Origin of the sequence: Dyadobacter sp. SG02, from assembly GCF_900109045.1 — a bacterium.
Classification (GTDB): domain Bacteria; phylum Bacteroidota; class Bacteroidia; order Cytophagales; family Spirosomataceae; genus Dyadobacter.
Genome location: NZ_FNYL01000009.1, coordinates 347,603 through 373,373, shown reverse-complemented (window position 1 = coordinate 373,373; position 25,771 = coordinate 347,603). Strand labels below are relative to the sequence as shown.

14 protein-coding genes and 2 rRNA genes are annotated in these 25,771 nt (G+C 53.2%); 12 read left to right on the top strand and 4 right to left on the bottom strand.

Translation table 11 applies throughout. From position 1 onward, the window contains the following. The 4 genes from BMW93_RS22255 to BMW93_RS22245 form a co-directional block, all read left to right on the top strand. Nucleotides 1-174, top strand: a 23S ribosomal RNA gene (locus BMW93_RS22255); the annotation flags it as partial. Nucleotides 175-394: 220 nt separating this feature from the next. Beyond that, a 5S ribosomal RNA gene (gene rrf / locus BMW93_RS22250) occupies nucleotides 395-506 on the top strand. 365 nt (nucleotides 507-871) lie between these two features. Next, nucleotides 872-1,042, top strand: coding sequence for a hypothetical protein (locus BMW93_RS35535; protein ID WP_177194169.1), 171 nt, complete (start codon nucleotides 872-874; stop codon nucleotides 1,040-1,042). A 62-nt stretch (nucleotides 1,043-1,104) separates the two neighbouring features. Further along, on the top strand, nucleotides 1,105-1,779 hold the full coding sequence (locus tag BMW93_RS22245) for a hypothetical protein (protein WP_090381468.1): 675 nt from the start codon (nucleotides 1,105-1,107) through the stop codon (nucleotides 1,777-1,779). Between the two features lie 75 nt (nucleotides 1,780-1,854). Here the strand turns inward: BMW93_RS22245 and BMW93_RS22240 are convergent, their stop codons facing one another. From BMW93_RS22240 to BMW93_RS22225, 4 genes are all read right to left on the bottom strand, one after another. Next, nucleotides 1,855-2,409, bottom strand: a complete 555-nt coding sequence (locus tag BMW93_RS22240) for a hypothetical protein (protein ID WP_143061704.1) — start codon at nucleotides 2,407-2,409, stop codon at nucleotides 1,855-1,857. A gap of 50 nt (nucleotides 2,410-2,459) precedes the next feature. Next, a complete protein-coding gene (locus BMW93_RS22235; protein WP_090381463.1) occupies nucleotides 2,460-4,262 on the bottom strand; it encodes a T9SS type A sorting domain-containing protein in 1,803 nt (600 codons plus the stop codon). A 21-nt stretch (nucleotides 4,263-4,283) separates the two neighbouring features. Then, nucleotides 4,284-5,570 (bottom strand): hypothetical protein, encoded by a 1,287-nt coding sequence (locus tag BMW93_RS22230; protein WP_090381461.1) that lies wholly within the window; start codon nucleotides 5,568-5,570, stop codon nucleotides 4,284-4,286. A 162-nt stretch (nucleotides 5,571-5,732) separates the two neighbouring features. After that, the gene (locus BMW93_RS22225; RefSeq protein WP_090381458.1) at nucleotides 5,733-8,570 is read right to left on the bottom strand and encodes a tetratricopeptide repeat protein; all 2,838 of its coding nucleotides are present in this window, start codon (nucleotides 8,568-8,570) and stop codon (nucleotides 5,733-5,735) included. A 351-nt stretch (nucleotides 8,571-8,921) separates the two neighbouring features. Between BMW93_RS22225 and BMW93_RS22220 the strand changes: the two genes are divergently transcribed. From BMW93_RS22220 to BMW93_RS22185, 8 genes are all read left to right on the top strand, one after another. Continuing rightward, entirely contained in the window at nucleotides 8,922-11,990 is a 3,069-nt protein-coding gene (locus tag BMW93_RS22220) for a TonB-dependent receptor (RefSeq protein WP_090381456.1), read from the top strand. Nucleotides 11,991-12,016: 26 nt separating this feature from the next. Further along, entirely contained in the window at nucleotides 12,017-13,471 is a 1,455-nt protein-coding gene (locus BMW93_RS22215; RefSeq protein WP_090381453.1) for a RagB/SusD family nutrient uptake outer membrane protein, read from the top strand. 73 nt (nucleotides 13,472-13,544) lie between these two features. Next, entirely contained in the window at nucleotides 13,545-15,884 is a 2,340-nt protein-coding gene (locus BMW93_RS22210) for a GH92 family glycosyl hydrolase (protein WP_218147726.1), read from the top strand. 24 nt (nucleotides 15,885-15,908) lie between these two features. Next, nucleotides 15,909-18,485, top strand: a complete 2,577-nt coding sequence (locus tag BMW93_RS22205; protein WP_218147725.1) for a glycoside hydrolase family 38 C-terminal domain-containing protein — start codon at nucleotides 15,909-15,911, stop codon at nucleotides 18,483-18,485. A 22-nt stretch (nucleotides 18,486-18,507) separates the two neighbouring features. Then, complete coding sequence (locus BMW93_RS22200) at nucleotides 18,508-19,995, top strand: sialate O-acetylesterase (RefSeq protein WP_090381449.1); 1,488 nt, start codon at nucleotides 18,508-18,510, stop codon at nucleotides 19,993-19,995. Between the two features lie 93 nt (nucleotides 19,996-20,088). Continuing rightward, nucleotides 20,089-21,105, top strand: a complete 1,017-nt coding sequence (locus BMW93_RS22195) for a LacI family DNA-binding transcriptional regulator (protein WP_090381446.1) — start codon at nucleotides 20,089-20,091, stop codon at nucleotides 21,103-21,105. Nucleotides 21,106-21,112: 7 nt separating this feature from the next. Continuing rightward, nucleotides 21,113-22,384: an MFS transporter gene (locus BMW93_RS22190; protein WP_090381444.1), complete on the top strand. Its 1,272-nt coding sequence runs from the start codon at nucleotides 21,113-21,115 to the stop codon at nucleotides 22,382-22,384. 82 nt (nucleotides 22,385-22,466) lie between these two features. Beyond that, nucleotides 22,467-25,760, top strand: coding sequence for a VCBS repeat-containing protein (locus tag BMW93_RS22185; RefSeq protein WP_090381441.1), 3,294 nt, complete (start codon nucleotides 22,467-22,469; stop codon nucleotides 25,758-25,760). Nucleotides 25,761-25,771: the final 11 nt, after the last annotated feature.

The following is a 25,771-nucleotide window of genomic DNA, read 5'->3' as shown; positions in this document are numbered from 1 at the left end:
CCGGGTAGCTATGTGGGGAATAGATAAGCGCTGAAAGCATCTAAGTGCGAAACTAGCCCGAAGATGAATCTTCCACATAAGGGTCGTTGTAGACTACGACGTTGATAGGCTGCAGGTATACGTGTCGAAATACACTCAGCTGAGCAGTACTAATTACCCAACAGCTTGCACAATCATTCTTTATCCTTCATCTCTTCTACTTCCAATATGACATGAAAGTCAACGACCGAATGTGACAATGACCGAATGACCGAATAAAGTATTATTCAATCATTCAAAATTCAATCATTCAATCATTGATAACTCAAAGAGCTTGTTGGTGACTATTGGCCGGGACGGTGCGACGATTCGCTTCACCTCCTTGCAATACCACAACAGACCAACAAAAGAGCTTGTTGGTGACTATTGGCCGGGTGTTCACCTCTTCCCATCCCGAACAGAGAAGTTAAGCCCCGGACCGCCGATGATACTTGGTTCAAACCTGGTAAAGTAGGTAGTCGCCACAATTATTAAACACAAAAAGCCTCCCCATAAAGGAGGCTTTTTTGCGTTTTAGGCAGGTACCGGCCGATGTTATCACGGTTAAGCCTCAATCTTTCCCAATACCCTTCCTCCGCGTGGACTCCCGCACAATTAACTCCGTGGGCAAGGAAATCTCCTGCATGTACATACAAAGTTGTGGCAACTCATTCAATAATGATACCCTGATCGGGTTGTCGGTACCTGTAACCTTTGGCTGACAAATACCAACTGCTAACCCAGATTGCCAATCACAAACCAAATTTCAGATCTACTCAAGACCTTGTTGCCACCCGGGCTGTGCTGATTAATTTTGTCATGTAAGTCAAACAAAATCAGACAGTAACCAGCCATGATAACGCAAAGCCCAAGCGCTCAGGAATCAATCTCAGTATCTGACCAGCTTCGCCCCGCCGAAGATTTGCTCATCTTTTTTCTCTCGATGTTTACGATCGGCGATCAGGAAAGCTTCTTGGAGGAAGCCATGTTCGAACATGGCGACCGAATGGAGGAGCTCGTGTAATCGCCCCTGCCCATTTAACAATACATTGTCGCCTATTAAACAACTTATTTTTGCTATTAGCCATGAAAAATCAGAAGATTGCCTTCTTTACTGCAGTAATTGTATTCAGTTTTTGCATCCGGACTTTTGGGCAGGAGCATACCGCTCCCGCTTCCTTCCCCTATTCCAACCGCTTCACACTGGGTGGGGGCGTCAGTCAGATCCTGCTCGGTGGTTTCAATGTCCAGGCGGAGTATACTACCAAACGTTTCGTTTTCGACTATTCCCACGGGTTCAACCTGCATTTCAAAGGCAACGCGGCCTCGCTGGTGGCACAGCGCCAGCAATTGCAGGAAAAGCTTACCCATACGCTGGGATTCGGTGTCGGATACCGCATCACGCCCCGATTCGATATCCGTTTCGAGCCAAAAATCCACTTTTACGAAGTTAATTACAATGGTGACGCGGCCGGTCCGCAACCATTGAAATCCTATCACACGGTGACATTGGGTGCAGGCGCTTACTACCGTTATTATCCATTTGAACACCAGAAAAATGTCCTTGCTGGCATCCTGATCATGCCCAGTGTAAGATACTGGCCCAATGTGTCGAGTTCGCTGGATGACAATTCTTTCACCTACTTTAATAAAATCACCGACAAACTGGAGACCTATAAAGCCGCGCCACAGGGTTTTCCGGCTACAAAGGGTCTGCTGGCTAACATCACGATAGCCTATACATTCGGGATGAACAAGTGACAAGTTATGTAACTAGCGCGCCCCGCAAATGTCGTTACGATGACATTCGCGGGGCGCACCAGTTTACATAGCTAATCAAAATGCCAATGCCGCGAGTGAATCGGTTAGTTTTTGAATAAGAGGTTTAAGCACCTTCGCCGCCATTTCTGCGGCTCCCCCGGTGGTGACCTTGGAAATGCTTTGCTGCGAAATGGTCTCGGTGTGTTTGACTTTTCCAGTCGATACTTCTACCAGCCGTGTTGCCAGCGTCGCAGAACCTTGCGGGTTGTATTCGACGACGGTCCCGGTAAGTACATAACTGACACGGAGTTGCTTTCCGACGCGCACCGCAGCTGCTGTCGACTCGCCATTCACCGCCGCCAAATCGGCCTGCGAGGCATCCCTGGTGTGCCTTACATCTACGACATCAAACCTTTTGCTTTTGTAAAGTTCAAATGCGATGCTGGCCTGGAGTTGCCGTTTGGCTTCGTAGGTCATTATCGACGCGTCTGAGCCGGGTGTGAATTCTATCACTGCGACTTTTACCTTATCTGGTTGTTCCGCGGGCATTTTTGCGCCACCAAGTACCGCGCTCATGAAAGCGAGTCCCAGCATAGGGGCGGCCATTAAGTTTTTAAATATCTTTTTCATGCTATAAATATTTTAGTGATTCAGTACGGAAGCCGGCAGCCTGGACGGGCTTATTGTTTCAATACTTTCGTTGTAAAGGTTTGATTTCCATAAGTTATCGTTACCATGTACAAGCCCGGTGGGACCGTTTTCCCCTGGTAATCGGTACCATTCCAGAGGTGCTTATGCTCGCCGGGCGTGGCATTGTCGGTTGAAAAGCCTGCGACGCGTGTACCGCTATTGGTATAGATACTGATGGATGCGGAAATGTTTTCCGGAAGCTGGTACGCAATTTCGGTCTGATCTTTAAATGGATTGGGGTAAGCCCGGAGCTTTCCTGCTTTTTCCGCACTTTCCGGTCTTGGAAGGGATGCAATCGCTTCGGCCATCGCCACCCGGCTCGCGAGGTCGGTTTCTGCTCCCCGGCGACCGGCCGCATTCGATACCCCGATAGTAACCTCGCCGACGGGCGCCCTCAGTGTCATAGCCCGGTCAATCGTTACCGGTCCCGTGTACGTGTTTCGGGCTACGTATACCTGTGCACCGGCAGGCGCGTGCTGCGCCGCTTGCTGTATCGTCAGGTAGGGTTTGTCTATGGCACCGCTGGCAGGGTTATACAATCCATCCGGGTCTACGTAAATCGAATTGGCGGAATAGAAGTGGGCGAGTTGATTTCGGAAGTCGTCGTCCCGGAAACCCATCGCCACTGGCGCCATACCATCAACACCATCGTGCGAATGTACTCCGATGGCCACATTCGATGCCTGGTAGGTAACAGGTGCTCCACCATCACTCCCATACGCCGGTCCGCTCGCATGGACAACGCCAATTCCATTGTGGAGCGCGAAATCATCGCGATAGGCATCAGCCCAAACCGAGAGGTAATCGTCCTGTTTCAATAGGGAGGTTTGCGTTACATGAAGGGTCTTAAACCCGTCGCTTCCCGCCAGGCCGGGGAATACGCCGTAGTGAAGCAATTCAACCGGCACATCGCCCATCGATTCGATAATGGAAGAGTTAGGATTGCGTGCGATGCGGAAATATTCCCGCTGACGCTCTCCGGGCCTGAATCCGGTGCTGTTCGGCAACGGGGAGATGATCGCATAACCAGCCATAATGGTCGTCTGTTTTTGCAGGTACTTGTAGGGTACCACGGATGAAAATAGAATTGCATCGCTATTGGCGGTCGATACCGGATACTGGTCCTGAGGAGCGGGGTGATTCACGGTCGCGCCGTTCGAAGCCGGTACATTAAACTCAATGACGTCGTATGATTGGTCCACAATATGACCGCTGTAAATCGCCGCCGAAGTCACGATGGCCCCGTTCGGTGCAATCCAGCCCGTGCCGTGCGATTCGCTTCCATTGGTAAACCTGCCTACCGCGTCAGCGTATGGATAATCACTGGCGGATTTCGAGGTTCTTGCGGTTGAAGCGTGGTGCTGTTCCTGAAAAGTTTGCAATGGCCGAATAGGGTCTCCGCCCACGCGGGCCGGGCTGCTGCTAATCTTTATGGAGCTGATATTGACCGTATTCCGGTCGCCGGGTGCCGCGACAAGCGAGACATTCACCGATTGTCCGTTGAAGTAAGCTGAGCTGTAACGCCAGTTTTCGAGATCCTCGCTGCGAATTTCCTGTCGGGCGCCATCGGTGCCTTCCAGTACCAGAAAACTGCTGTTACCCAATTGAGTACCTTTGAAATACAATCGCAGAAATGAGGTATTTGCCCAGGTTACCTGCGTCAGGAACCTTGGTTGCCTGTCGCCTGTCGTATCCGCATGGTAGCGGAATGATTGCGGTACCATCGTCTGGGCCATTGCCGCCCCGCAGGACAGGCTGACCAGACCCAAAAATAGGAGATTGACTAGTTTCATAGTTTTTACAGAATAATGCACCTATTGAAGACTAACCAACACCAGCACCAGCCCGCGGCCCGTTTCCAGGCCCGTCATCGCCTTGCCGATAATAGCTCCCTGCGCCAGCTGGCCGTCGGTCGCCTTCATCGCATGGCCGGCTGTGGTGGAAGTTGTGAGAAGGTCGCCGGGACGAACGGCCCCGGAGGTGGCGTCGACGCGGCAATAAACCCTTCCGGTGAGCGCGACCGGATACTGTCCGCTCGCGAGCGTGCCTGCCTGGCCCATCAGCATACCCGGCTGCACCTCACCGGCGCCGCTGATGATGCCGGCGACGGTTTTGTCGTAAGCTCCCCGGGCCTCCCGCAGTTGCCCTGGTTTCGCGGGATCAATGCTGACCACCGTACCCGGAAGCAGCGTTTCGCCCGCTTCGATGTCAAATTGTTCGGCCAGGTCGGCTCCGCCGGTGATTTCCAGTACTTTCGTCGACGTAGTACCGTTAACCTGTAAAGTTTTTGAGGGTGTTGTGAGGCCGATGCCTACATTACCCGCCTGGGTAATGACCATGGCCGCGTCGGAAGAACTCGCGGTTTTGGAGAAAACCAGCTTCCCTGCTCCGGCCGACCAATTCGAGTTGCCGACCCCAATCCGCCACGCGGCACCGCCACTGCCCGGATTGATCAGTTTCAGCTGCATGTCGCCCTCGGATGCTATGCTTAGCCGGGCCTCATTGTCGGTCGTGCCTACTTTGACACGCCCTCCGCCATTGGCGAGCAGAATATCTTTATCCGATGTATTGTTCAGGTAAAGTGGGTCGGAACTTTCCAGCTGATTACCGTCCATGTGCAGGCTATGCGTGTTGCTACCCACCACGGAGGTCAGCGTCAGCGCGCCGCCATCCAGTATACCGCCGTTTTGAACAACATTCTGTCCATGAATTGTAACCTCGAGAGGGTCGTTGACGGCATTGCCTAGCCGGATACCCCCAGGACTCATGGAGAACAATGCTTTTCCATTGTTTCGGATCCGGAAGGTCGATTCATTGTTGATGGACCAGATGGTAGAAGTGCCGTTGAACAAGCTCCTGCGGAGTTCTATTCCGGCAGTCTGTGCATCCAGCTGATTGCCACCCAGCGAACCCACCCGGATGTAGGTGTCCACGGTGTTTAGCACATCCAGACTTCGCTGCGGGCTGGATGTCCCAATCCCGACTTTTACAGAGGGTAATACGTACTGATTGCCTCCGACCGTAAGCCATTGGGCGAAGAGCAGATTCGGATTGATGAGAGAGAGCAGGATAAAAAACGCTGCCACGCTTACTGTTTTCATTTCTGTTAAAAAGTAATGGTGAGGATGCCTACTGCTTAAAGGTGATTCGGCGAATACCTTGTGACAGCAAAACTAGCATTGACCCCGCCAACCCTTTTAGCACGCATTTCCCAAAAATTAGCACTGATATAACATCAAGTTAATCAACTGAAAATCATTGAATTAATATCGATATTCTGAGTTATCGGTATGCTTTTGCCTGGCATATTCGGAAGGCAGCATTCCAAATTGCTCTTTAAAGCATTTGGAGAAATAGGAGAGGTGATTGAACCCGGACTTGTAGGCAACCTCGGCCACCGGGCTGCCGGATTTCTGTAACAGGTCGGCGGCCCGTTGCAAACGAATGTAGCGGATAAAATCGGACGCAGACTGATCGGTAAGGGCTTTCAATTTTCGGTGCAGCTGCATTCGGCTCATACCCATTTCCTGTTGGAGCATTTCCACGTTAAAGTCCTCCTGTGATATGTGCTCATCGATGATACGTATCACTTTTTCCAGAAATTCACCCTCCCGGTCGCGTACGGGCGTGCCGGTCGGTTGCAGTACCACTTCCCGGCTGTATTTCTTTCGTAAAAGATGACGTTGCGCAAGGAGACTGTTGATACGGGCCACCAGTTCGTCCAGGACGAAAGGCTTTGCCAGATATTGTTCAGCGCCAAGTTCAAAGCCTTCCATCCGGGAATCGATGTCATCTTTGGCCGTCAGCAGGATCACCGGAATATGGCTGGTCAGGTCGTCTTCTTTGAGGCATCGGGTTAACGAAAACCCGTCCATTACCGGCATCATGATATCGGAGACAATCAAGTCGGGTATTAAACTGCGCGCTACCACCAATCCTTCGTCGCCCTGCATCGCATGCACCACCTGGAACCGGTCGGAAAGTTGCTGCCTGAGATAATGATTTAATTCCGGGTGGTCTTCTACCAGCAATAGCGTCGGCCGGTCTTCCTGCGTAAGTTCGGCGCTCTCCTGTTTTGTCAGGAAGTTGGGCCTAGCAACCGCTTTGTCAGCCGATTGGCCGGTGCCTATGGTCGAAACCACTCTATGTAAATCATTATCAAACGACGGCGCGTCGGTTTTCAACGGTAACCACACCTCGAATGTGCTGCCCGATTCAGGCAGACTATTTACCCGGATCGAGCCATGATGGAGGTCTACGAGCTCCTTGGTCAGCGCCAGGCCCAGGCCGCTGCCTTCAAAAGCCCGCGTTTCGGAAGAATCGATCTGGTAAAACCGATCGAAAATCCTGCTTTGCAACGATTCGGGCATACCTACACCCGAATCGCTCACGGTAATCCAGAGGCCGCCTGGACGGTCTGCTTCCACCCGATGTTCCACTCGGAGTTCTACCCGGAGGATAACCCGGCCACCGGAGGGTGTGAACTTGATGGCATTCGACAATAAATTATAGACAATTTTTTCAAGTTTATCGGCGTCGTAAGCAACCAACGGCTCGCTGGCCGGTAAATCAATTTGATACAGGAGTTTTTTTGCCTTGGCCATCGGCTCAAAATAGAGTGCGGTCTGGCGAAGGAAACCGATTAGGTTATCCCATTGGTAATTCAGTTTAAGCATACCCATCTCAGCCTTGGCGAGGTCAAGCAGCTGGTTGACCAATCGAAGCAGCCGGTTCGCATTGCGTTCCATCATGTGCGCTTCTTCACCGGTAATGCTTCCCTGTTTTTGAAGCGGTGCCAGGATCAGTTGCAGCGGCGTACGGAATTCATGGGAGATATTGGCAAAAAATTGGGACTTGACCCGGTCCAGCTGCTTGATATGGGCTGTTTCGGTCAGCAGTAGCTCAGTCTCCTCATTCCGAAGTTGCAGTTTTTGTGAAAGTTGGTACTGCTGATTTTCCAGCGAAAGCTTCAAGTTGTATTGCCGGAGCTTGTAGCGGTTAAACAGGAGGTATCCGATCAGCGCGGCCAGCAGCACAAAGGCGATGAGCACGGTGATCAACATACGCTGTTGGCTGAGTGACGCCTGCTGGGCTTGCAGCCGAAGGCTTTGTAACCGAAGTTCTCGGTTTTTTTGCTCGGTCTGGTACCGGGCTTGCATGTCCGCGATTTGCTTCGAGAGCTTCGCCGATTGCAGGCTGTCGGAAAGGCTGATATAGTCCTGGTGATGCCGGAGCGCCAGGTCCTGGTTTCCCAATGCGGCATGAATGAGCGGCAGGAGCGACAAGGCGGCCTGTTCGAGCGCCTTGGCGTCAATTTTCCGGGCAATGCCAAACGATTTCTCAGCGTATACCAACGCTTCCCGAAAATCATTCTTCGCAATATAAAGCCGTGCGAGGTCAGTATAAGAAATGGCAACATTGCCCAGATTATTTTTCCGGCTATCGATGGCCAACGACCGGTTATAGTAATCGAGGGCCTTATCGTATTGTTTTTGCATACGATAAATCATGCCCAGGTTATGAAACGTATTCCCCATGCCCTGTTCGTCGCCCAGGGATTCGTGAATCTGAAGAGATTTTCGGTGATATTCCAATGCGTGGTTGTAGTCCTGCCGATCAAAGTAAATATTACCCAGATTTCCGTAAATGGCAGCCAGTTGAAGGGTAAATGCTTGTTTTTTAGCAATACTTTCCGCCTGCAAATTGGATTCAATGGCGGCGGGGTAAAGTTTGAGATACCGGTTAATGATACCCATGCCGATATACATTCTGCAAGTCTCCTTCGCTTCGCCTAAACGGTCAAATAGGGCGACGCCCGACTTGCTGGCTTCCAGCGCCTTCGTGTATTCGCTTCGCTCGGCGTAAATACGGGCCAGTAACTGGTAAGCTTTTCCTTCCGAAAACGTCAGATGATGGGTTTGTGCACCCTTCAAAGCCGCTAGCGCAGCCGCCAGCGCTTGTTCCGGTTGCGACGAAGTCAGCTCGGCAGCCCGGTCAAGTTGTTGACTTACTTTGTCCTGAATGGTACCCGGTTGCGCCCACAGGAACGCGCCTCTTGTGAACAATACCAGGCAGAGCATTACGCTAAATCTTAAGTTCATCGCTGCTGACGAAAAAGATTTCCGGGATGCCTGCCGGCGAAAAAAAACTGGAATTTAAACAAGAGTGACTTTGAGGTTGTTCCAGATATTCTCCGCGATTTCGAAGCAGGATTTACGGTGTTTTCGCAGTGTAAATTAATAAGATTTTGAGGTAAAATCAGTATCGAAACTACGCCTGTTTCCCGCGCACTCGTTGAATGCCCAGATCTTCATCCCAAGCCCCTCGATATCCGGAAAATATAATTATTTGCATAAAAAATTTTTCAATATGTGCTAAATCGGTTTACTTTGTTTGCTAAACCGATTTACTAAGTCATAAAATCGGCCTTAACCATCCAATACCCTATACTTATGAGACGCATTTTACTCTTTTTCCTGGCTTTTGCCCTGTTTGGAGGGGCGGCCCGGGCGCAGCAGCAGGTGGCCGGCAAGGTGACCGATTCCCGGGGAGAACCTTTGCCCGGTGTCAACATTATTGTAAAAAACACCTCTACCGGAACCGTCACGAATGTCGACGGAACCTATTCGTTGAAAGTTTCGGAAGCCAATAGCATCCTGCTTTTTTCCTATATCGGCTATACTCCGGCAGAGGTGCCGGTGAATGGGCGGTCGAATATCGATGTGACGATGAAGGAGGACCAGCAGCATCTCGACGAGGTCGTAGTGGTAGGCTACGGAACGGTGAAAAAATCGGACCTGACGGGCTCGGTGGCTTCCATTACCTCCGCCGAACTGAAAGCAGTGCCGGTCGCGACATTCGACCAGGCTTTGCAGGGGCGTGCCGCGGGGGTCCAGGTGGTGCAGTCGAACGGCGTGCCGGGCGGCGGCACGAATATACGTATACGCGGTACCACGTCGGTGAGCGCGAGCAGCGAGCCCTTGTACGTCATCGACGGGATGCTGATCAACAACAACCCCGGCGAAATGTCGGCAGGCGGGCGCGGGCCGTCCATTAATCCGCTTTCGACCATTAACCCGGGTGATATCGAATCGATCGAGGTGCTGAAAGATGCTTCGGCGACGGCGATTTACGGTTCGCGGGCAGCCAACGGCGTAATCCTGATTACGACGCGTAAAGGCAAGGCAGGAAAGGCTTCCATTAATTTTGAAACTTATTACGGCAGCCAGCAGGTCACCAAAACGCTCGATATGCTGAATGCGACGCAGTTTGCCGAGCTTGTGAACGAAGCGCAGACCAATGCGAAACTGGCGCCGGTATATACCAATCCGGCAAGTTTTGGAGAAGGTACCAACTGGCAGAAGGAGCTTTTCCGCAAGGCATCCATTGCCAATTACCAGGTTTCGCTGGCAGGAGGCAACGAAAAAACGCGTTATGCGATGGGCGGCGGGTATTTCAAGCAGAACGGGATCGTACAAGGTTCCGATTTCGACCGCTATTCCTTTAAACTGAACCTGGATACCGACATCAGCAAAAGGCTGAAAGTGGGTACCAACCTGGCTTACAACCGCATGTCCACCAACGGTGTGCTCACCGGTCCGGGTAATGTGGTGCAGGGTGTGGTGACGAATGCATTGATGTTCAACCCGATACTGCCGGTGTACGACCCGTCGAGGCCGGGCGGCTACACATTCCAGCACGACCGGCGCGACGCGGTGGCCAACCCGATCGCGGAAGCGAAAGAGTATGAGGCTATTACCACCACTTCGCGCGTGCTCGGCTCGGTTTTCGCGGAGTACCAGATCATCGAGGGGCTTACGTTCCGGTCGAGTTTCGGGATCGATGCGTTGAATACCAAATCCAACACATTCGGCCCCAACTTTTTGAAACGGACTGAAAATAGCAAAGGCGAGGCTTCGGTAACGACCTTGCAGGCATTGACCTGGCTGAATACCAATACATTTAATTACACCAAACAGATTAATAAGGATAACAGCTTTAATGTGCTGCTGGGCCTGGAAACGCAGAAATTCCGCAATGAATCGGTGAATGCCTACGCATTCGGTTTCCCGGACTCGCGTACGGGCTGGCACGATATCGGTTCGGCCGAAAACCCGCAGACTACTTCCAACGGTGAGCTGCAATGGAGCATGCTGTCGTATTTCGGAAGGGTGAATTACTCTTTTAAAAACAAATACCTGTTTACGGTGACGGGCCGCAGCGATGGTTCTTCGAAGTTTTCGGAAGGCCGGAAATTCGGTTTCTTCCCGTCGGCGGCATTTGCGTGGAAGGTTTCTGAAGAGAATTTCATGAAATCGGTGAATTTTATCCAGGACCTGAAATTCCGCGCGAGCTATGGCCGCACGGGCAACCAGTCGATCCAGCCTTACCGCTCGCTGGCGCTGATCGGAGCATTGGGACAAGGTGTTTTCTCGACCACCGGACAGGAAGTGATCCGCGGCCGCGAGCCGGTTTCCTATCCCAACAAATCGCTCAAATGGGAAACGACCGACCAGGTCAATGCGGCGATCGACCTTTCGGTGCTGAAAGGAAGGCTCGACATTACCGTTGAAGCCTACAATAAAAACACGATAGATTTGCTCCTCGACACGCCTATTCCCTATACCACCGGGTTTGAAAACACCTTGCTGAATATCGGCAATGTACGCAACCGCGGTATCGACGTGGCGATCAACTCCGTGAACCTCGACGGGAAAGTGCAATGGAACACTTCGCTCAACGTTTCGGTGAACCGCAACAAGATCACCAACCTCGCCCGCAACGGGGATGTGAACCTCGGCGTAGGCGGTAACATCCTTCGTGAGGGCGAACCGATCGGTACGTTCTTCGGCTATGTGTTCGACGGTATTTACCAGACCGACGAGGAGGCTAAACAGAGCCCGGCCATTGCAGGCCAGTCACCCGCCGCCGGCGACCGCAAATACAAGGATATCAGCGGGCCGAACGGCACACCCGACGGCATTATCAACGATTTCGACCGCACGATCATCGGCTCCGCACAGCCGGATTTTACCTGGGGCCTGAACAACAGCGTCACATTTAAGAACGTCACGTTATCGCTGTTCTTCCAGGGCTCGCAGGGTAACCAGATGGTGAACCAGAACCTGGGCGACCTCGCGAATGTCAACGGCAAACAGAATGTACTGGCCGAAGCGGGCCTGGGCCGCTGGACGCCGCAGAACCACAGCAACCGATACGCCCGCGCCCTGGCGACAGCGAACGATAATGTGTTTTCATCCCGCTTCATCGAGGACGCTTCCTACCTGCGTTTGAAAAACATCACATTAGGCTACAACTTCGCTGCGCCGGTGCTCAAAAAGCTCGGGCTGGCCAGTGCGCGCCTGTACGTAAGCGCGACCAACCTCTGGACTGTCACGAATTACAGCGGTTATGATCCGGAAGGCAATGCTTACGGTAACACCACCAACATCGTGGGTGTCGATTTCGGCAGTTACCCACAGGCCAAAACTTACACCGTGGGCCTCAATTTCGGATTCTAGTTTCCATACGATTTACCCTGAATGCAATGAAAAGATTTAAATACATCCAAACATCCGGACTGGTACTCGCGACGGCGTTTTTCTGCCTCACCGCCTGCGAAGGTTTCCTGAAAGAGGACCCGCAGGACCGCATTGCCCAAGACCGGTTTTACCAGACGGCGGAAGACGCCACGGCTGCTGTCAATTCGGTTTATTCCAACCTCGGTTCCACCTCGTCGGGGCCGGAGGGCATTTACCACAGTACCACATGGATTGCCGCCGGGCTGGCTTCCGACGAGATGATCAACAAGCAGGAAGGTGCCATTGCCAACGACCAGCTGGCGACTTTTTCGTGGAATGCGGAGAACGGGAGCGTGAGTACCCTTTGGCGCATTCATTATAAAACCATCACACTGGCGAACATCGCGATCGAGCGCATCCCGCCGATCAATATGGACGAAACTTTGAAAAGCAGGTTGGTGAATGAGGCGAAGTTCCTGCGGGCACTGGCCTATTTCAACCTGGTACGGATGTTCGGAAACGTGCCTTTGCTGATCAAGGAGGATGAACCGCTGAATCCCGAGGTTTCGGATGTGAATGCGATTTATACACAGATTATCAGTGATTTGCAGGCGGCTGAGGCATTGCCTTTGGACGGAGAAATCCAGGAAGGCCGGGCCACCAGCGGTGCGGCCAAGGCATTGCTGGCAAAAGTTTATCTCACGAGAAAAGATTTCCAGAATGCTTCCGCCAAGGCATTGGAAGTGATCCAGTCAAACAAATATGCGCTGTGGGAAAATTTCGCGGACGCATTCAAACATCCTAACCGCAATGGCAAGGAGGCGCTTTTCTCGGTAAGCTTCGGCGACGGTGGGGGCAGTATTTCCTTCTGGGAGTTCGGGCAGTTCAACGTTCGGTTGCTTCCGCCGGAGCTTTCGAAGGAAATTGCCGGTATCCGTAACACCCAGGGCTGGCAGGCGGCTACGAAGGATTTGTACGATTCTTTCTCCGAGCAGGACGAGCGCAAAAAGGTCACTTTCCTGACCGAGTTCGTGAACGACAAAGGCACGACCATCAAGCTGAAAGACATTTATATTCAGAAGTATTGGGACAGAACGGCGGAACCCTACGCGGGCGACTCGCAGCAGGATTTCCCTGTGATCCGCTATTCCGACGTCCTGCTCACGTACGCGGAAGCGCAGGCGGAGATCGGAAATACGGCCGTCGCCAACCAGTATGTGAACCTGGTACGAAAAAGAGCGAACCTCGCGGAGGTTAATCTGGCGGGCGGAACTGCTTTAAAAGAGGAGATCCTGGATCAGCGGCGGAAGGAATTTGTGGCGGAAGGGCACCGCTGGTACGATCTCGTGCGGACCGGGACGTTGGAAGCGAAGGTGCAAAAGGCCAAATCCATTACAGTAAAGCCTATTTACGAACTTTTCCCGCTCCCGCAGCGCGAAAGGGACGTGAACCAGAAGCTCCCGCAGAACCCGGGCTATTGATCGAATATTTGTTTCCTCTTGCTTATACGGGGCGTGGATGATCCGCGTCCCGGTATTTTAAGGTTAATATAACATGATGTATCGTATTATCGCCCTTGCGGCAGCGCTCGGTCTTTTCTCTGCCTGCGGGGCAGATCGCAACAATGCTCAGACACAGGAAAAGCAGGAGCGTCCTCCCGCCGAATATGTGAACCCGTTTATCGGCGCGAGCACCAGCACCGGCAAAGCCGGGACGTACCATGGCCTGGGCAAGACCTTCCCGGGCGCGACCACGCCTTACGGCCTCGTGCAGGTGAGCCCCAATACCATTACAGGCGGCGACAATGGTTCGGGTTACAGTTATGAGCACACATCCATCGAGGGCTTCGCATTTACCCAAATGAGCGGCATAGGCTGGTATGGCGACCTGGGTAACCTGCTCGTGACGCCCACCACCGGCCCGCTGCATACCGCGCGGGGAAAAGAAGGGGCAGGGAGCGGTTACCGTTCGAAGTATTCCAAAGAAGATGAAAAAGCCTCCGCGGGCTATTACGCCGCCACTTTGACCGATTATGGTATCCGCGCCGAGATGACCGCCGCGCCGCACAGCGGCATGCTGCGGTTCACATTTCCCGAAAACAAGCAGTCGCGCGTGCAGATCGACCTTGCGCGCAGGGTAGGGGGCACGTCCACGCGCCAGTATATAAAGGTGGTCGACGACCACACGATCAAAGGATGGATGGAATGCACCCCCGAGGGCGGCGGATGGGGCAATGGCGACGGGCAGGCCCGGTACACCGTTTATTTTTATGCCCAATTCAGCAAGCCATTCAAAAAGCTCGGTGCCTGGAAAGCCGACATTCCGAAAGACTGGAAACGCAAACGCGAGGAAATTGAAAGCGACCGCTACCAGGAACGCGTAGCCCAAGCGGCGGTTATGGACTCCATTACCGAGCTGCAAGGCGACCATTTGGGTGTATTCGCGGAGTATGACACACAAAAGGGCGACGAGGTGCTGTTCAAATCCGGCATTTCGTTCGTGAGCATGGAGGGGGCCGAGAAAAACCTGCAAAAGGAAATTACCGGCTGGGATTTCGACGGGCTTCATAAACAGGCTGTCGATCTTTGGAACAATGCATTGGGCAAAATGGCCGTTTCCGGCGGCAGCGACGACGACAAGCGTATTTTCTACACGGCATTATACCACACGATGATCGACCCGCGCCTGTTTGCCGATGTGGACGGCAGCTTCACGGGCGGCGACGGCAAGTTGCATCAGTCGCAGGAATATACCCGCCGCACGATTTTCAGTGGCTGGGACGTGTTCCGAAGCCAGTTTCCATTGCAATCGCTGATCAACCCGCGGCTGGTGAACGATATGGTGAACTCGTTGCTCTCGCTGGCCGACGAAAAGCAGAAAACCTACCTTGAACGCTGGGAAATGCTGAATGCGTACAGTGGCTGCATGATCGGTAATCCGGCAATATCCGTCATAGCCGACGCCAATGCGAAAGGTATTGCCCGTTTCGACAAGGAAAAAGCATTGCGATATGCCGTGCAGACCAGCAACCAGTTCGGTAATGGCGAGCGCGGCTATACCGTGGAGCCGTTTGGAATATCCAACACATTGGAATACGCCTATACCGAATGGTGCACCGCATCGCTTGCCAAATCACTGGGCAAAGACGATGTGGCGGCAATTTTTGAAAAGCGCGGACAGAGCTATCGCAACATTTTCGACTCGACAAAAGGCTGGTTCCGCCCGAAAGACAAGGACGGTAAATGGCAGCCATGGCCGAACGAGGGCCGTTTGAAACAATGGTATGGCAGTATCGAAAGCAATGCGTATCAGCAGGGCTGGTTCGTACCGCAAGACGTCGAAGGTATGGTGGCATTAATGGGCGGCAACGAGAAAGTCGCGTCGGACCTGTCGGTATTTTTTGAAAAAGTCCCCGAAAACATGATGTGGAACGACTATTACAACCACGCCAACGAGCCGGTGCATCACGTGCCGTTCCTGTTCAACCAGGTAGGCAAGCCGTGGCTGACGCAGAAATGGACGCGGGAAATCTGTCGCCGCGCTTACCACAACTCGGTGGAAGGGCTTGTGGGTAATGAGGATGTAGGACAAATGTCGGCCTGGTATGTGCTGGCGGCGGGCGGGCTTTACCAGGTTTGTCCGGGCAAGAACCGGTTCGAGATCACGAGCCCTGTTTTTGAAAAAGTGACCCTTCGCCTCGATCCGACTTATGCCAAAGGCAAGGAATTCACGATCATCGCGCATGGTAATTCACCTGCCAACGTGTACATCCAGAGCGCGAAGCTCAATGGCAAACCCCATAACCAATGCTTCATCGATTACAGCGACATCGCCGCAGGCGGCACGCTGGAACTGACAATGGGGCCAAAACCGAATCAGGAATTCGGTAAATAATACCTGAACCTTAACCTTGAAATTTTGAAAAAGTACGCATTCCTAAACCCACTCATTCTGGCCGTTCCGCTGGCATTTTGCGGTGTTGCAACGCAGGCACAGAAAGCCTATTTCATCGATGGCTACCATGGCGGCGTGTACGGGCATTATCCCGTTGGTTACACGCAATTTGTTGTAGATCAGCTTAAAAAGAACCCGTTCTGGAAAATTAACCTGGAAATAGAACCCGAAACCTGGGATTCCGTGAAGGTACGGGAGCCGGAGGCGCTGGCGGAATTTCAGCAGCTGTTTGCCGACCAGTCGATGGCCGGGCGCGTCGAATATGTGAGCCCGGCTTACGGGCAGAGCTATTTGTATAATGTTTCCGGCGAGAGCATTATCCGGCATTTCGATTATGGTATGAGAAAGTTGAAAACCTACTTTCCTACGGCGGTTTTTACGACCTATTCATCGGAGGAACCGTGTTTTACCAGCGCATTGCCACAGATTTTGAACTCATTCGGCTACAAATATGCCTCTCTGAAAAACCCGAATACCTGCTGGGGCGGGTACACGCGGGCATTTGGCGGGGAGCTGGTGAACTGGGTAGGGCCCGACGGCTCGCGCATTACCACCGTGCCGCGCTACGGCAGCGAAGGCCTCGAACCGAACTCCACCTGGCAAACCGAAGGCTGGACCAACTCGCCGAAGTACATTAACGACGCACTGAAATCGGGCATTAAGAACCCCGTAGCGATGACCTTGCAGGACGCAGGCTGGAAAAACGGTCCCTGGATCGGCAACGGCGACCGGGGTTACCAACCGACCGAATACAAAACCTGGCGGGACTATTTTGCCAACGCGTCCATTGGGAAAAGCGGGCAGGACTGGCATTTCTCGCAGGAAGACATGCAGGTAAGCCTCGTATGGGGCTCGCAGGTGCTGCAAAAGATTGCGCAGCAGGTGCGGATATCGGAGAACAAGATCGTAATGGCCGAGAAGATGGCCACTTTGAACAAGCTGTACCGCAATGCGCCCTGGCCGCAGGCGGCTATCGACGAAGCCTGGCGGACGCTCATGCTTTCGCAGCACCACGACTGCTGGATCGTGCCGTACAATGGCAAACCACGTAACACCTGGGCCGACAAGGTGGTGGTGTGGACCGATACCACGAACCGGATCAGCGACCGGATCATTTCGGCAACCGCCGGAACAGCCGGGGCCGATTTAGCGCACGCGGTCGTCCACGTTTTTAACACAACAGGGAATTCTAAAACCGAACACGTTGCTTTGCGTTTGCCTGCGGGAACCGATCCGCAGGCACTCAGCATTGTCGACTCGAAGAACAAGCCGGTACCCGTTCAGGCGGCCGCGGAGGCAGGTACGAGCGTCTTGTATTTCAAGGCAACGATACCGGCAATGGGTTTTAATCAATATAAATTAGTACAGAAAAAACCGCTGAAAACGGCAGGGGCGAAGGCATCTGTTACGGCGTCCGGCGATGTGGTGATGGAAACCGACCATTACAAACTGGTTTTGAACAAATCCAAGGGAGGCAGTATCAAAAGTCTGGTGGTTAAAACCATGGGTAACAGGGAGTTTGTCGATGCGAAAAGCGAACCTTCCTTTAATGAGCTGCGGGGGAATTTTTTCGATAATGGCGGCTTCCATTCGACGGCAGAGCAACCTGTAAGCCTGCGTATCGTCGAAAATGGTCCGCTGGTGGTCAAAGCCGAGATGAAGGGCGAGCTGCTTTCGAACCCTTATACCCAAACAATTACCCTCAAACAAGGCGACCGAAAGATCGAATGCAGCCTTCAAATCGACTGGAAGGCCAATATCGGCATCGGCAGCGACTACAAGCAACACGAGAAACTGGATCCCAAAGATTACCATAAGCCCTTTTACGACGACAGCCAGAAGCTCCTCGCATTGTTCCCGGTGAACTTTCAATCCCCAAAAATCTACAAGGACGCGCCGTTCGACGTGACGGAGAGTAAGCTGGAAAATACGTTTTTCAGCCGCTGGGACAGCATTAAGCATAACCTGATGGTGAGTTGGGTGGATTTGTATGATGCCCAAAACAATATCGGCCTCGCATTGCTTTCCGACCAGACCACAAGCTATGCCCACGGCGAAAACTTCCCGCTCGGCCTGAACGTCCAGTACTCGGGCGCGGGCCTCTGGGGCCGGAACCACACATTAACAGGGCCTACCACCATGCGTTACGCACTTGTACCGCACGGGGGCAAGTGGGACAAAGCGGGGATTTCAGGCGAAGCATTGGGTTGGAACGAGCCGGCGATAGCATCGCTTACGGAAAGTCCTTTGAAAGAGGCAGAGAAGTCGCTCGTCGACGTGACGGGCACGGGTTACCAGGTTACGGCGACGCTGATCGACGGTAATGATCTGCTGGTCCGGCTTTTTAATGCCGAAGGTGATGCGCGGTCGCGGGAAGTGGTGCTGGGCGGCAAAGCCGGTTCGGCCGCAATAGCGGAGTTGAATGGCACTGTGAAGGAGCAAGTTGCCGTGCGCGATCGGAATGGAAATGCGGTTTTAAATATAGCCATGCCAAGATTCGGAATCCGGACAATTCGTTTGAAAGATTTTGTTACGCATTGATTTACAAAATAATAACCTGACTATGCTTAAATCCAAAATCATTATCGTCCTGCTCTGGACCGTTGTTTTTGCTACGGCTGCCCGTGCGCAGAACCTCCGGCTGAGCCCGGTTTTGCAAAGCAATATGGTAGTCCAGCAAAATCAGCCCTTTAAAGTATGGGGCCACGCGCCTGCCGGGACAGCGTTGTCCATTCAGGCCGACTGGATGCAGGCGCCCATTCAGGTAACTGCGGACGCCGAAAGCCGGTTTTCAGGCATTATCGCTGTTCCGACAGCGCGAAAAGGTGATTTTTCCAAACATCGGATCACTGTTTCCAGCGGTAGCGAAAAGCAGGTACTCGACAATCTGCTGATCGGCGAAACCTGGATTTGCAGCGGGCAATCGAATATGCAGTTCAAACTCCACGAAACGCTGGATTCGGCGAAGGAAGTACCTGCGGCGGCTTACCCGCAGATCCGCCTTTTCAATGCGGGCCTCAATTTCAGCAACGAACCGCTGGATAGCATCAAAGGCAGCTGGCAGGAATGCACCCCGGCCACGGCGCGGACGTTCAGCGCGGTGGGTTACCATTTCGGGCGCGAACTGTTTGCTAGGTTGAATGTACCCATCGGGCTCGTGTTCACGGGTATAGGCGCGTCAGCGGCCCAGGCGTACGTACCGCGTGAGGTGCTGGCAGCCGATACGCTACTCAACCGGGTGTATTTGAAGCCTTATCTGGACGGCCCGAAATCGAAAGAGAAGATCGACGGCGGGTTTACCTTCGAGAAGGTGACGCGGCCATTTTTGCTTTACAATGCCGTTATCCATCCGTTCACGAACCTGTCGGTCAAAGGTTTCATCTGGTACCAGGGTGAATCCAACCGCGGCGAGCGCGAAAGCTACACCCGGCTCACGCAGGCGATGATCCAAAGCTGGCGCGAGCGGTTCGGGCAGGGGAACCTTCCGTTTTATTACGTACAGGTAGCCCCGTTCTGGTACGACAAGGGCGACTCGACGCTGGCCGACTACGCATTTTTCAGGGAAGCGCAGGAGCGCGTGAGCGGGCTGGACAACACGGAAATGGTCGTGACGATGGACGTTGGAGAGTCCAAAGACCTGCACCCGAAAAACAAGAAACCGATCGGCATACGCCTCGCCAAAACCGCGTTGAACCGGACGTACGGAATGTTGGATGTTGCCTACAAGGGCCCGGAATTCGATTACGCCGAATATGGCGACAAAGAAGTGCAGGTACATTTTCGGCCGGAAACCGTGCGTAATGGTTTGGAAACCAACAATGGAAAATCACCGGAGCACTTTTTCGTGGCCGGGACTGATAAAAAGTTCTATCCCGCCAACGCCAGGATCGACGGCAACCGCATTGTGCTGACGGCCCCGAAAGTGAAGCGGCCGGTGGCGGTCAGGTATGCATTTACCAATTTCCCGGTGACCAACCTGCAAAACAGGGACGGTCTGCCGGCACGGGCTTTCCGCAGCGACGATTGGCCTGAACCCGCTCCGGCGCAATGAGGGCAAAAAGCGGTAGTATCGGCTTTTTATGTATTTTCGAAGGCTGAACAGCTGCAAACTTTCATGCGCGACGCGCATTCTCAAACTTAACTAATGGCAGATCCGAAACCATCGATGAGCGACCTCGCCCGGAAGCTCAACGTTTCAAAGACGACCGTATCATTCATACTCAATGGCAAAGCGAAGGAAAAGCGGATCAGTGATTCGGTGGTCGAAAAGGTGATGGCGGAAGCCGCCAAGCTCGGGTACCGGCCCAACCAGTTCGCCCAAAGCCTGCGTACGGGGCGGACGAACATTATCGGCCTGATGGTGGAGGACATTTCCAACCCGTTTTACGCCAGCATTGCCAAGCTGATCGAAGAGAAAGTCTACCAGAATGGCTATAAAATCGTGTATTGCAGCACCGAAAACGACCTCACGCGCGGGAAGGAGTTCCTGACGATGTTCAATACCCTGAGCGTCGACGGCTGCATCATCGCGCCAACGCAGGGTATGGAGCAGGATATCCGCGATATGCTCGAAAAAGGCAAGAATGTCGTGCTTTTCGACCGTTTTTTTGGAAACGACGGGACGGATGCCGTGATGGTCGATAACCAGGGAGGGATGTACCAGGCGGTGCAGCACCTGGTTGCCCGCGGCGCGAAAAACATCGCATTGATAGCGCTCGCATTGGAAGACCCGGAAAAGGAGGACCGTATCATCGGTTTCAAAAATGCCATTGCCGACCACGGACTGCCTGCGCATGTATATGCGATGCCTTTCAAAGGCGGCTACGAGGATTATTTGCAGGACATCGGCGAAATCCTGCGCAACAATCCAGCGGTCGACGCCGTCGTGTTCGGTACCAACTACCTGGGCATTGCCGGACTGGAAGTGATCAATCAGATGGGTTTGAAAATTCCCGACGATATTGCCATGGTTTCGTTCGACGACCATGACCTGTTCCGCATACACCGGCCGGGCATTACGGTCGTGGCCCAACCGATCGAGGCCATTGCGCAGACGGCCATCGATACTTTGATGGCGAAATTGCAGAATCCCGCATTGGAACCAAAGCCGGGCGAGGTGATTACGCTGCCTACTACGTTGATCGTCAGGGGCTCATCCTAATTAAATCATGGAAAGAAACGCCGCAAACGGGACATTGCAAACGGACAGCCGCGTTTTTCGCAACGCACTGACCGTATCGCTGACCGGTTTTCTCTCGGGCTTCGATTCCATCGTCATTTCGGGTATTAACCTGCCTGTGAGACAGCTTTGGGGCATGTCCGACTGGTTTCATGGCGCCTTCATTGTTTCCATCGCCTTATGGGGCTCGGTAGCCGGCGCGCTCGCAGGCGGGTACCCCACGGAACGGCTGGGCAGGAAAAAAACATTACTGCTTACGGGTATATTGTTCATCACCGCTTCGCTGGGTACTGCGCTGGCGGAATCGCCGTACCAGTTTTCTGCTTTCCGGTTTATCGGCGGGCTCGCTTCGGGCATCGGCTCCATCGCCGCCCCGACTTACATTGCGGAAGTCAGCCATGCGAAAGACCGCGGCAGGTTGGGTATTTTGTTTCAGGTCAACCTCGTTGCGGGTATTCTGATCGCCTATATTTCCAATTACCTGCTCGCCGGGGTGGGAGGTTCGGGCGGCTGGCGGCTGATGGCGGGTGCGACAGGAGTGGTTGCCCTGGTTTATGCCTTGCTGGCTACAAGCATTCCGGAAAGCCCGCGCTGGCGGATGCATTCCGGGATTGTCCGGAGCCCGATCACCGCTGCAAGTGGTTTATTTTCAAGCAAATACAAAAATCTATTATTGATAACTTTTTTAATGGTGTTTTTTAACCAGTTCTCGGGGATCAGCTTCGTCCTTTTCTATGGGCCGCAGGTTTTGGAACAGGCCGGTTTGGGCACTTCGCAATCGCTGCTCGGCGGGGTTTCGATCGGTATAGTAAACCTGGCGGCTACCTGCGTCGGCATGTATTTTATCGACAGGGCAGGCAGGAAACAGTTGATGTATGCCGGTTCTGCGGGGTATGTCTGGAATTTGGGAATGATGGCGGTCGCATTCTACGCGGGCTGGCCTGCGTACGTGATCCTGGTTTTCATGTTGGGCTTCATCTTTTCCCATGCGATAGGGCAGGGCGCGGTGATATGGGTTTTTATGGCCGAAATCTTTCCTACACGCGTGCGGGCATTCGGGCAGGCCTGGGGCGCGGGTATGCTGAACGTCTTCGCCGGGCTGACTACCCTGATGGGCCCGGTAATGATCAGCCGGTTTGAAACCTGGACGATATTCGCCGGTTTCGCTTCATTGATGGTGCTTCAATGGTTGTTTGTGGTTTTCCTGATGCCCGAAACCCGTGGCGTTCCGCTCGAAGAACTGGAAAACCAGCTTTCCTGATGTTTTCATGAGTGTTTTGGGGTAGAAAATCATTGTTGTGAACTTTTGCTAAATCGATTAACTTAATGACGCTTCCGATGCCATGAAAGGATTTTGCCTGCCTTGTTTTCTGCTATTACTCCTGTTAACAGCCTGTCGCCGCGAAGAATCCAGGCCGCTTTTCAGCTTGCTCGCCCCGGAGGATACGGGCATCGGGTTCTCGAACGACATCCGGCAGACGGATTCCCTCAACATTTTGAAATACATGTACTTCTATAACGGGGGCGGAGCAGGACTTGGCGATATCAACAACGACGGCCTGACGGACGTGTTCTTCTCGGGCAATATGGTGTCTTCGAAATTATATCTCAACAAAGGGAATATGCAGTTTGAGGACATTACGGATAAGGCAGGAGTTAATACAAAAGGCTGGTGTACAGGTGTTTCTATGGTCGATTTGAATGGGGACGGGTTACTTGACATTTACGTCAGCCGCGCCGGAAGCCCCGATCCGGCCGAACGCGCCAACCTGCTGTTTATCAATCAGGGAAACAATACATTCAGCGAATCGGCCGGAGATTATGGGCTCGCAGATACGGGCTACACCACCCAGGCCGCATTCTTCGATTACGATAAGGACGGCGACCTGGATGCATACCTGCTCACCCACGATCATTCGCCCAGGGCCGTCAACAACCTCATGCCGGTGAGGATGCACGGCGAGGCCGCTAATACCGACAAGCTATTCCGAAATGAGGGCAATGGGCCAAACGGACATCCGGTTTTCAAAAATGTCTCCGCCCAAGCCGGCATCCTCACCGAAGGTTACGGGCTGGGCGTGGCCGTCAACGACCTGAATGCCGATGGCTGGCCGGATATTTACGTTGCGAACGACTTTTTAAGTAATGATCTGCTGTATATCAACAACCACGACGGCACTTTCACGAACCGCATCGGCGAATACCTGAAACACCAGAGCTACAACGCGATGGGCGTGGACGTTTCGGATTACAATAATGATGGTTTACAGGACATTGTGGTGCTCGATATGCTGCCCGAAGACAACTACCGGCAGAAGATTATGGCGGCGGGAATGTCTAATGAAAAATTCGATTTCATGCTCCAAATGGGTTACCAGCCGCAATATATGCGCAACACGCTGCAATTGAACAATGGGGACGGCCATTTCAGCGAGATCGGGCAACTGGCCGGTATCGATAAGACCGATTGGAGTTGGAGCCCGCTTTTCGCCGACTTCGATAACGACGGCTACCGCGACCTTTTCATCAGCAACGGCCATTTGAAAGACATGACCGACAAGGATTTTATCAAATACAGCCAGCATACCACGATGTTCGAGGAAAAGGATAATGCTAACAAGGCATTGCTGAAACTGATGGAAAATCTCAAAGGTGTGAAGGTGCCGAACTACATTTTCCGCAACAACCGCGACCTGACTTTCAAGCACGCGCTGGACTGGGGCATCGATCAGCCTTCCTATTCCAACGGTGCGTCGTTCGCGGACCTGGATAATGACGGCGACCTGGATCTGGTGGTGAACAATGTAAATGAAAAAGCATTTGTGTACCGAAACGAATCGCAGGCATTGAGCAAGAACAATTGGCTGCAACTGTCGTTGAAAGGCGATGCGTTGAACAGTCTTGCGCTCGGCGCGAAGATCACGCTGCGCTACCGGGGGCAAATGCAGTTTTATGAGCATACCTTGTATCGCGGATATCAATCGAGCGTGGGTAATGCGGTCCATTTCGGTCTGGGCGATGTGCGGCAGGTGGATACGCTGGAAATACGCTGGCCGGACGGGCGGATGCAACAAATGCTGAATGTGACTGCGAATCGTCGGATAGTTGTGAATCAAAAAAATGCGATTGCCCCTCCGCAGGCACGCGCACGTACGGGAAAGCCGCTTTTTGAAGAAGTAGCCCACGCTCACGGACTTGATTTTACCCATACCGAAAACAACTATTCCGACCTGGCCACCCAGGTATTGATGCCGCAAAATTATTCGGCCATCGGGCCGTCGATGGCCACAGGCGATATGAACGGCGACGGGCATGAGGACCTGTTTATCGGTGGCGCCGCCGGATTTCCCGGCGTATACTATTTGCAACAACCCGATGGCCGCTTCCGGCGCCGCGAATTAGCCCTGGACAAGGAATGCGAAGATGCGGGCAGCATCCTTTTCGACTCCGACAACGACGGCGATCAGGATCTTTACGTCGCCAGCGGTGGCAGCGAGTTCGAGGCTGGTTCGGTGCTTTACCAGGACCGGCTCTATAAAAACGATGGCAAGGGAAACTTCACGAGGGACGCCGCAGCCCTGCCGCCTGTGCGCGCAAGCAAATCCTGCGTAACCGCAGCCGATTTCGACCGTGACGGCGACCTCGACCTTTTTGTAGGCGGACGGCTGGTGCCGGGAAAATACCCCGTTGCACCTGAAAGCTATATTCTGCGCAACGACAGGGGCAAATTTACCAATGTGACGGCCGGGATATGCCCCGGGTTGAAAAATGCGGGGATGGTTACCTCCGCATTATGGACGGATTTCGACCAGGACGGTTTGACCGACTTACTGGTGACAGGCGAATGGATGCCCGTGATGTTCTTCAAAAACAATGGCAACCGGTTGGTCAACGTTACGGCATCGACTGGATTGGGCGAAACATCGGGCTGGTGGAGCAGCATGGCGGCGGCGGATCTGGATCACGACGGCGATACCGATTATATTCTGGGAAACCTGGGTACCAATACGCCCTTTCAAACCTCGCCGAAAGAACCGCTGACCATTTACAGCGGCAATCTCGACGGAAGCGGCCTGCACCAGTCGCTGTTATCCTGGTATATTCAGGGTAAAAATTATCCCTGGCCTTCGCGCGACGCACTTCTCCGCCAGATGCCGCGCCTGGGTAAGCGGTTCTTCTTGTATGACGAATATGCCAAAGCGACCGTCGAAGACGTCGTCCCGGCCGATCTGCTACATCGGGCATCGGTCCTCCAAAGCAGCTATTTTTCCTCCGCTTGCATCGAAAACCTGGGCAAAGGCAAGTTCGGGATGAAACCTTTATCCGTGCAGGCCCAGTTTGCGCCCGTTCGCGGGATACTGCCTGTGGATTTTGATGCGGATGGCCATTTTGATCTCATTCTTTCAGGCAATGCCTACACGCCCGACGCCGCTATCGGGAGGTTCGATGCTTTGTACGGATTATGCCTCAAAGGAGACGGCAAAGGCAACTTCTCGCCCGTGCCCCCTGCCGCAAGCGGTATCGCATTGCGTGGCGATAACCGCGCTTTGGTCGCACTGCGGACGGGAAAAGGGAAGACCTTGGTCATCGGAGCGGCCAATTCAGGCAGGCTTGAAGTGTATTTGCCGACAAGGTGACTTCTGACCAG

Bases quoted from the DNA above. Each gene is read 5' to 3' on its own strand.
- BMW93_RS35535 (WP_177194169.1), top strand. From the start codon at position 872: ATGATAACGCAAAGCCCAAGCGCTCAGGAATCAATCTCAGTATCTGAC.
- BMW93_RS22245 (WP_090381468.1), top strand. From the start codon at position 1,105: ATGAAAAATCAGAAGATTGCCTTCTTTACTGCAGTAATTGTATTCAGT.
- BMW93_RS22240 (WP_143061704.1), bottom strand. From the start codon at position 2,409: ATGAAAAAGATATTTAAAAACTTAATGGCCGCCCCTATGCTGGGACTC.
- BMW93_RS22235 (WP_090381463.1), bottom strand. From the start codon at position 4,262: ATGAAACTAGTCAATCTCCTATTTTTGGGTCTGGTCAGCCTGTCCTGC.
- BMW93_RS22230 (WP_090381461.1), bottom strand. From the start codon at position 5,570: ATGAAAACAGTAAGCGTGGCAGCGTTTTTTATCCTGCTCTCTCTCATC.
- BMW93_RS22225 (WP_090381458.1), bottom strand. From the start codon at position 8,570: ATGAACTTAAGATTTAGCGTAATGCTCTGCCTGGTATTGTTCACAAGA.
- BMW93_RS22220 (WP_090381456.1), top strand. From the start codon at position 8,922: ATGAGACGCATTTTACTCTTTTTCCTGGCTTTTGCCCTGTTTGGAGGG.
- BMW93_RS22215 (WP_090381453.1), top strand. From the start codon at position 12,017: ATGAAAAGATTTAAATACATCCAAACATCCGGACTGGTACTCGCGACG.
- BMW93_RS22210 (WP_218147726.1), top strand. From the start codon at position 13,545: ATGATGTATCGTATTATCGCCCTTGCGGCAGCGCTCGGTCTTTTCTCT.
- BMW93_RS22200 (WP_090381449.1), top strand. From the start codon at position 18,508: ATGCTTAAATCCAAAATCATTATCGTCCTGCTCTGGACCGTTGTTTTT.
- BMW93_RS22195 (WP_090381446.1), top strand. From the start codon at position 20,089: ATGGCAGATCCGAAACCATCGATGAGCGACCTCGCCCGGAAGCTCAAC.
- BMW93_RS22190 (WP_090381444.1), top strand. From the start codon at position 21,113: ATGGAAAGAAACGCCGCAAACGGGACATTGCAAACGGACAGCCGCGTT.
- BMW93_RS22185 (WP_090381441.1), top strand. From the start codon at position 22,467: ATGAAAGGATTTTGCCTGCCTTGTTTTCTGCTATTACTCCTGTTAACA.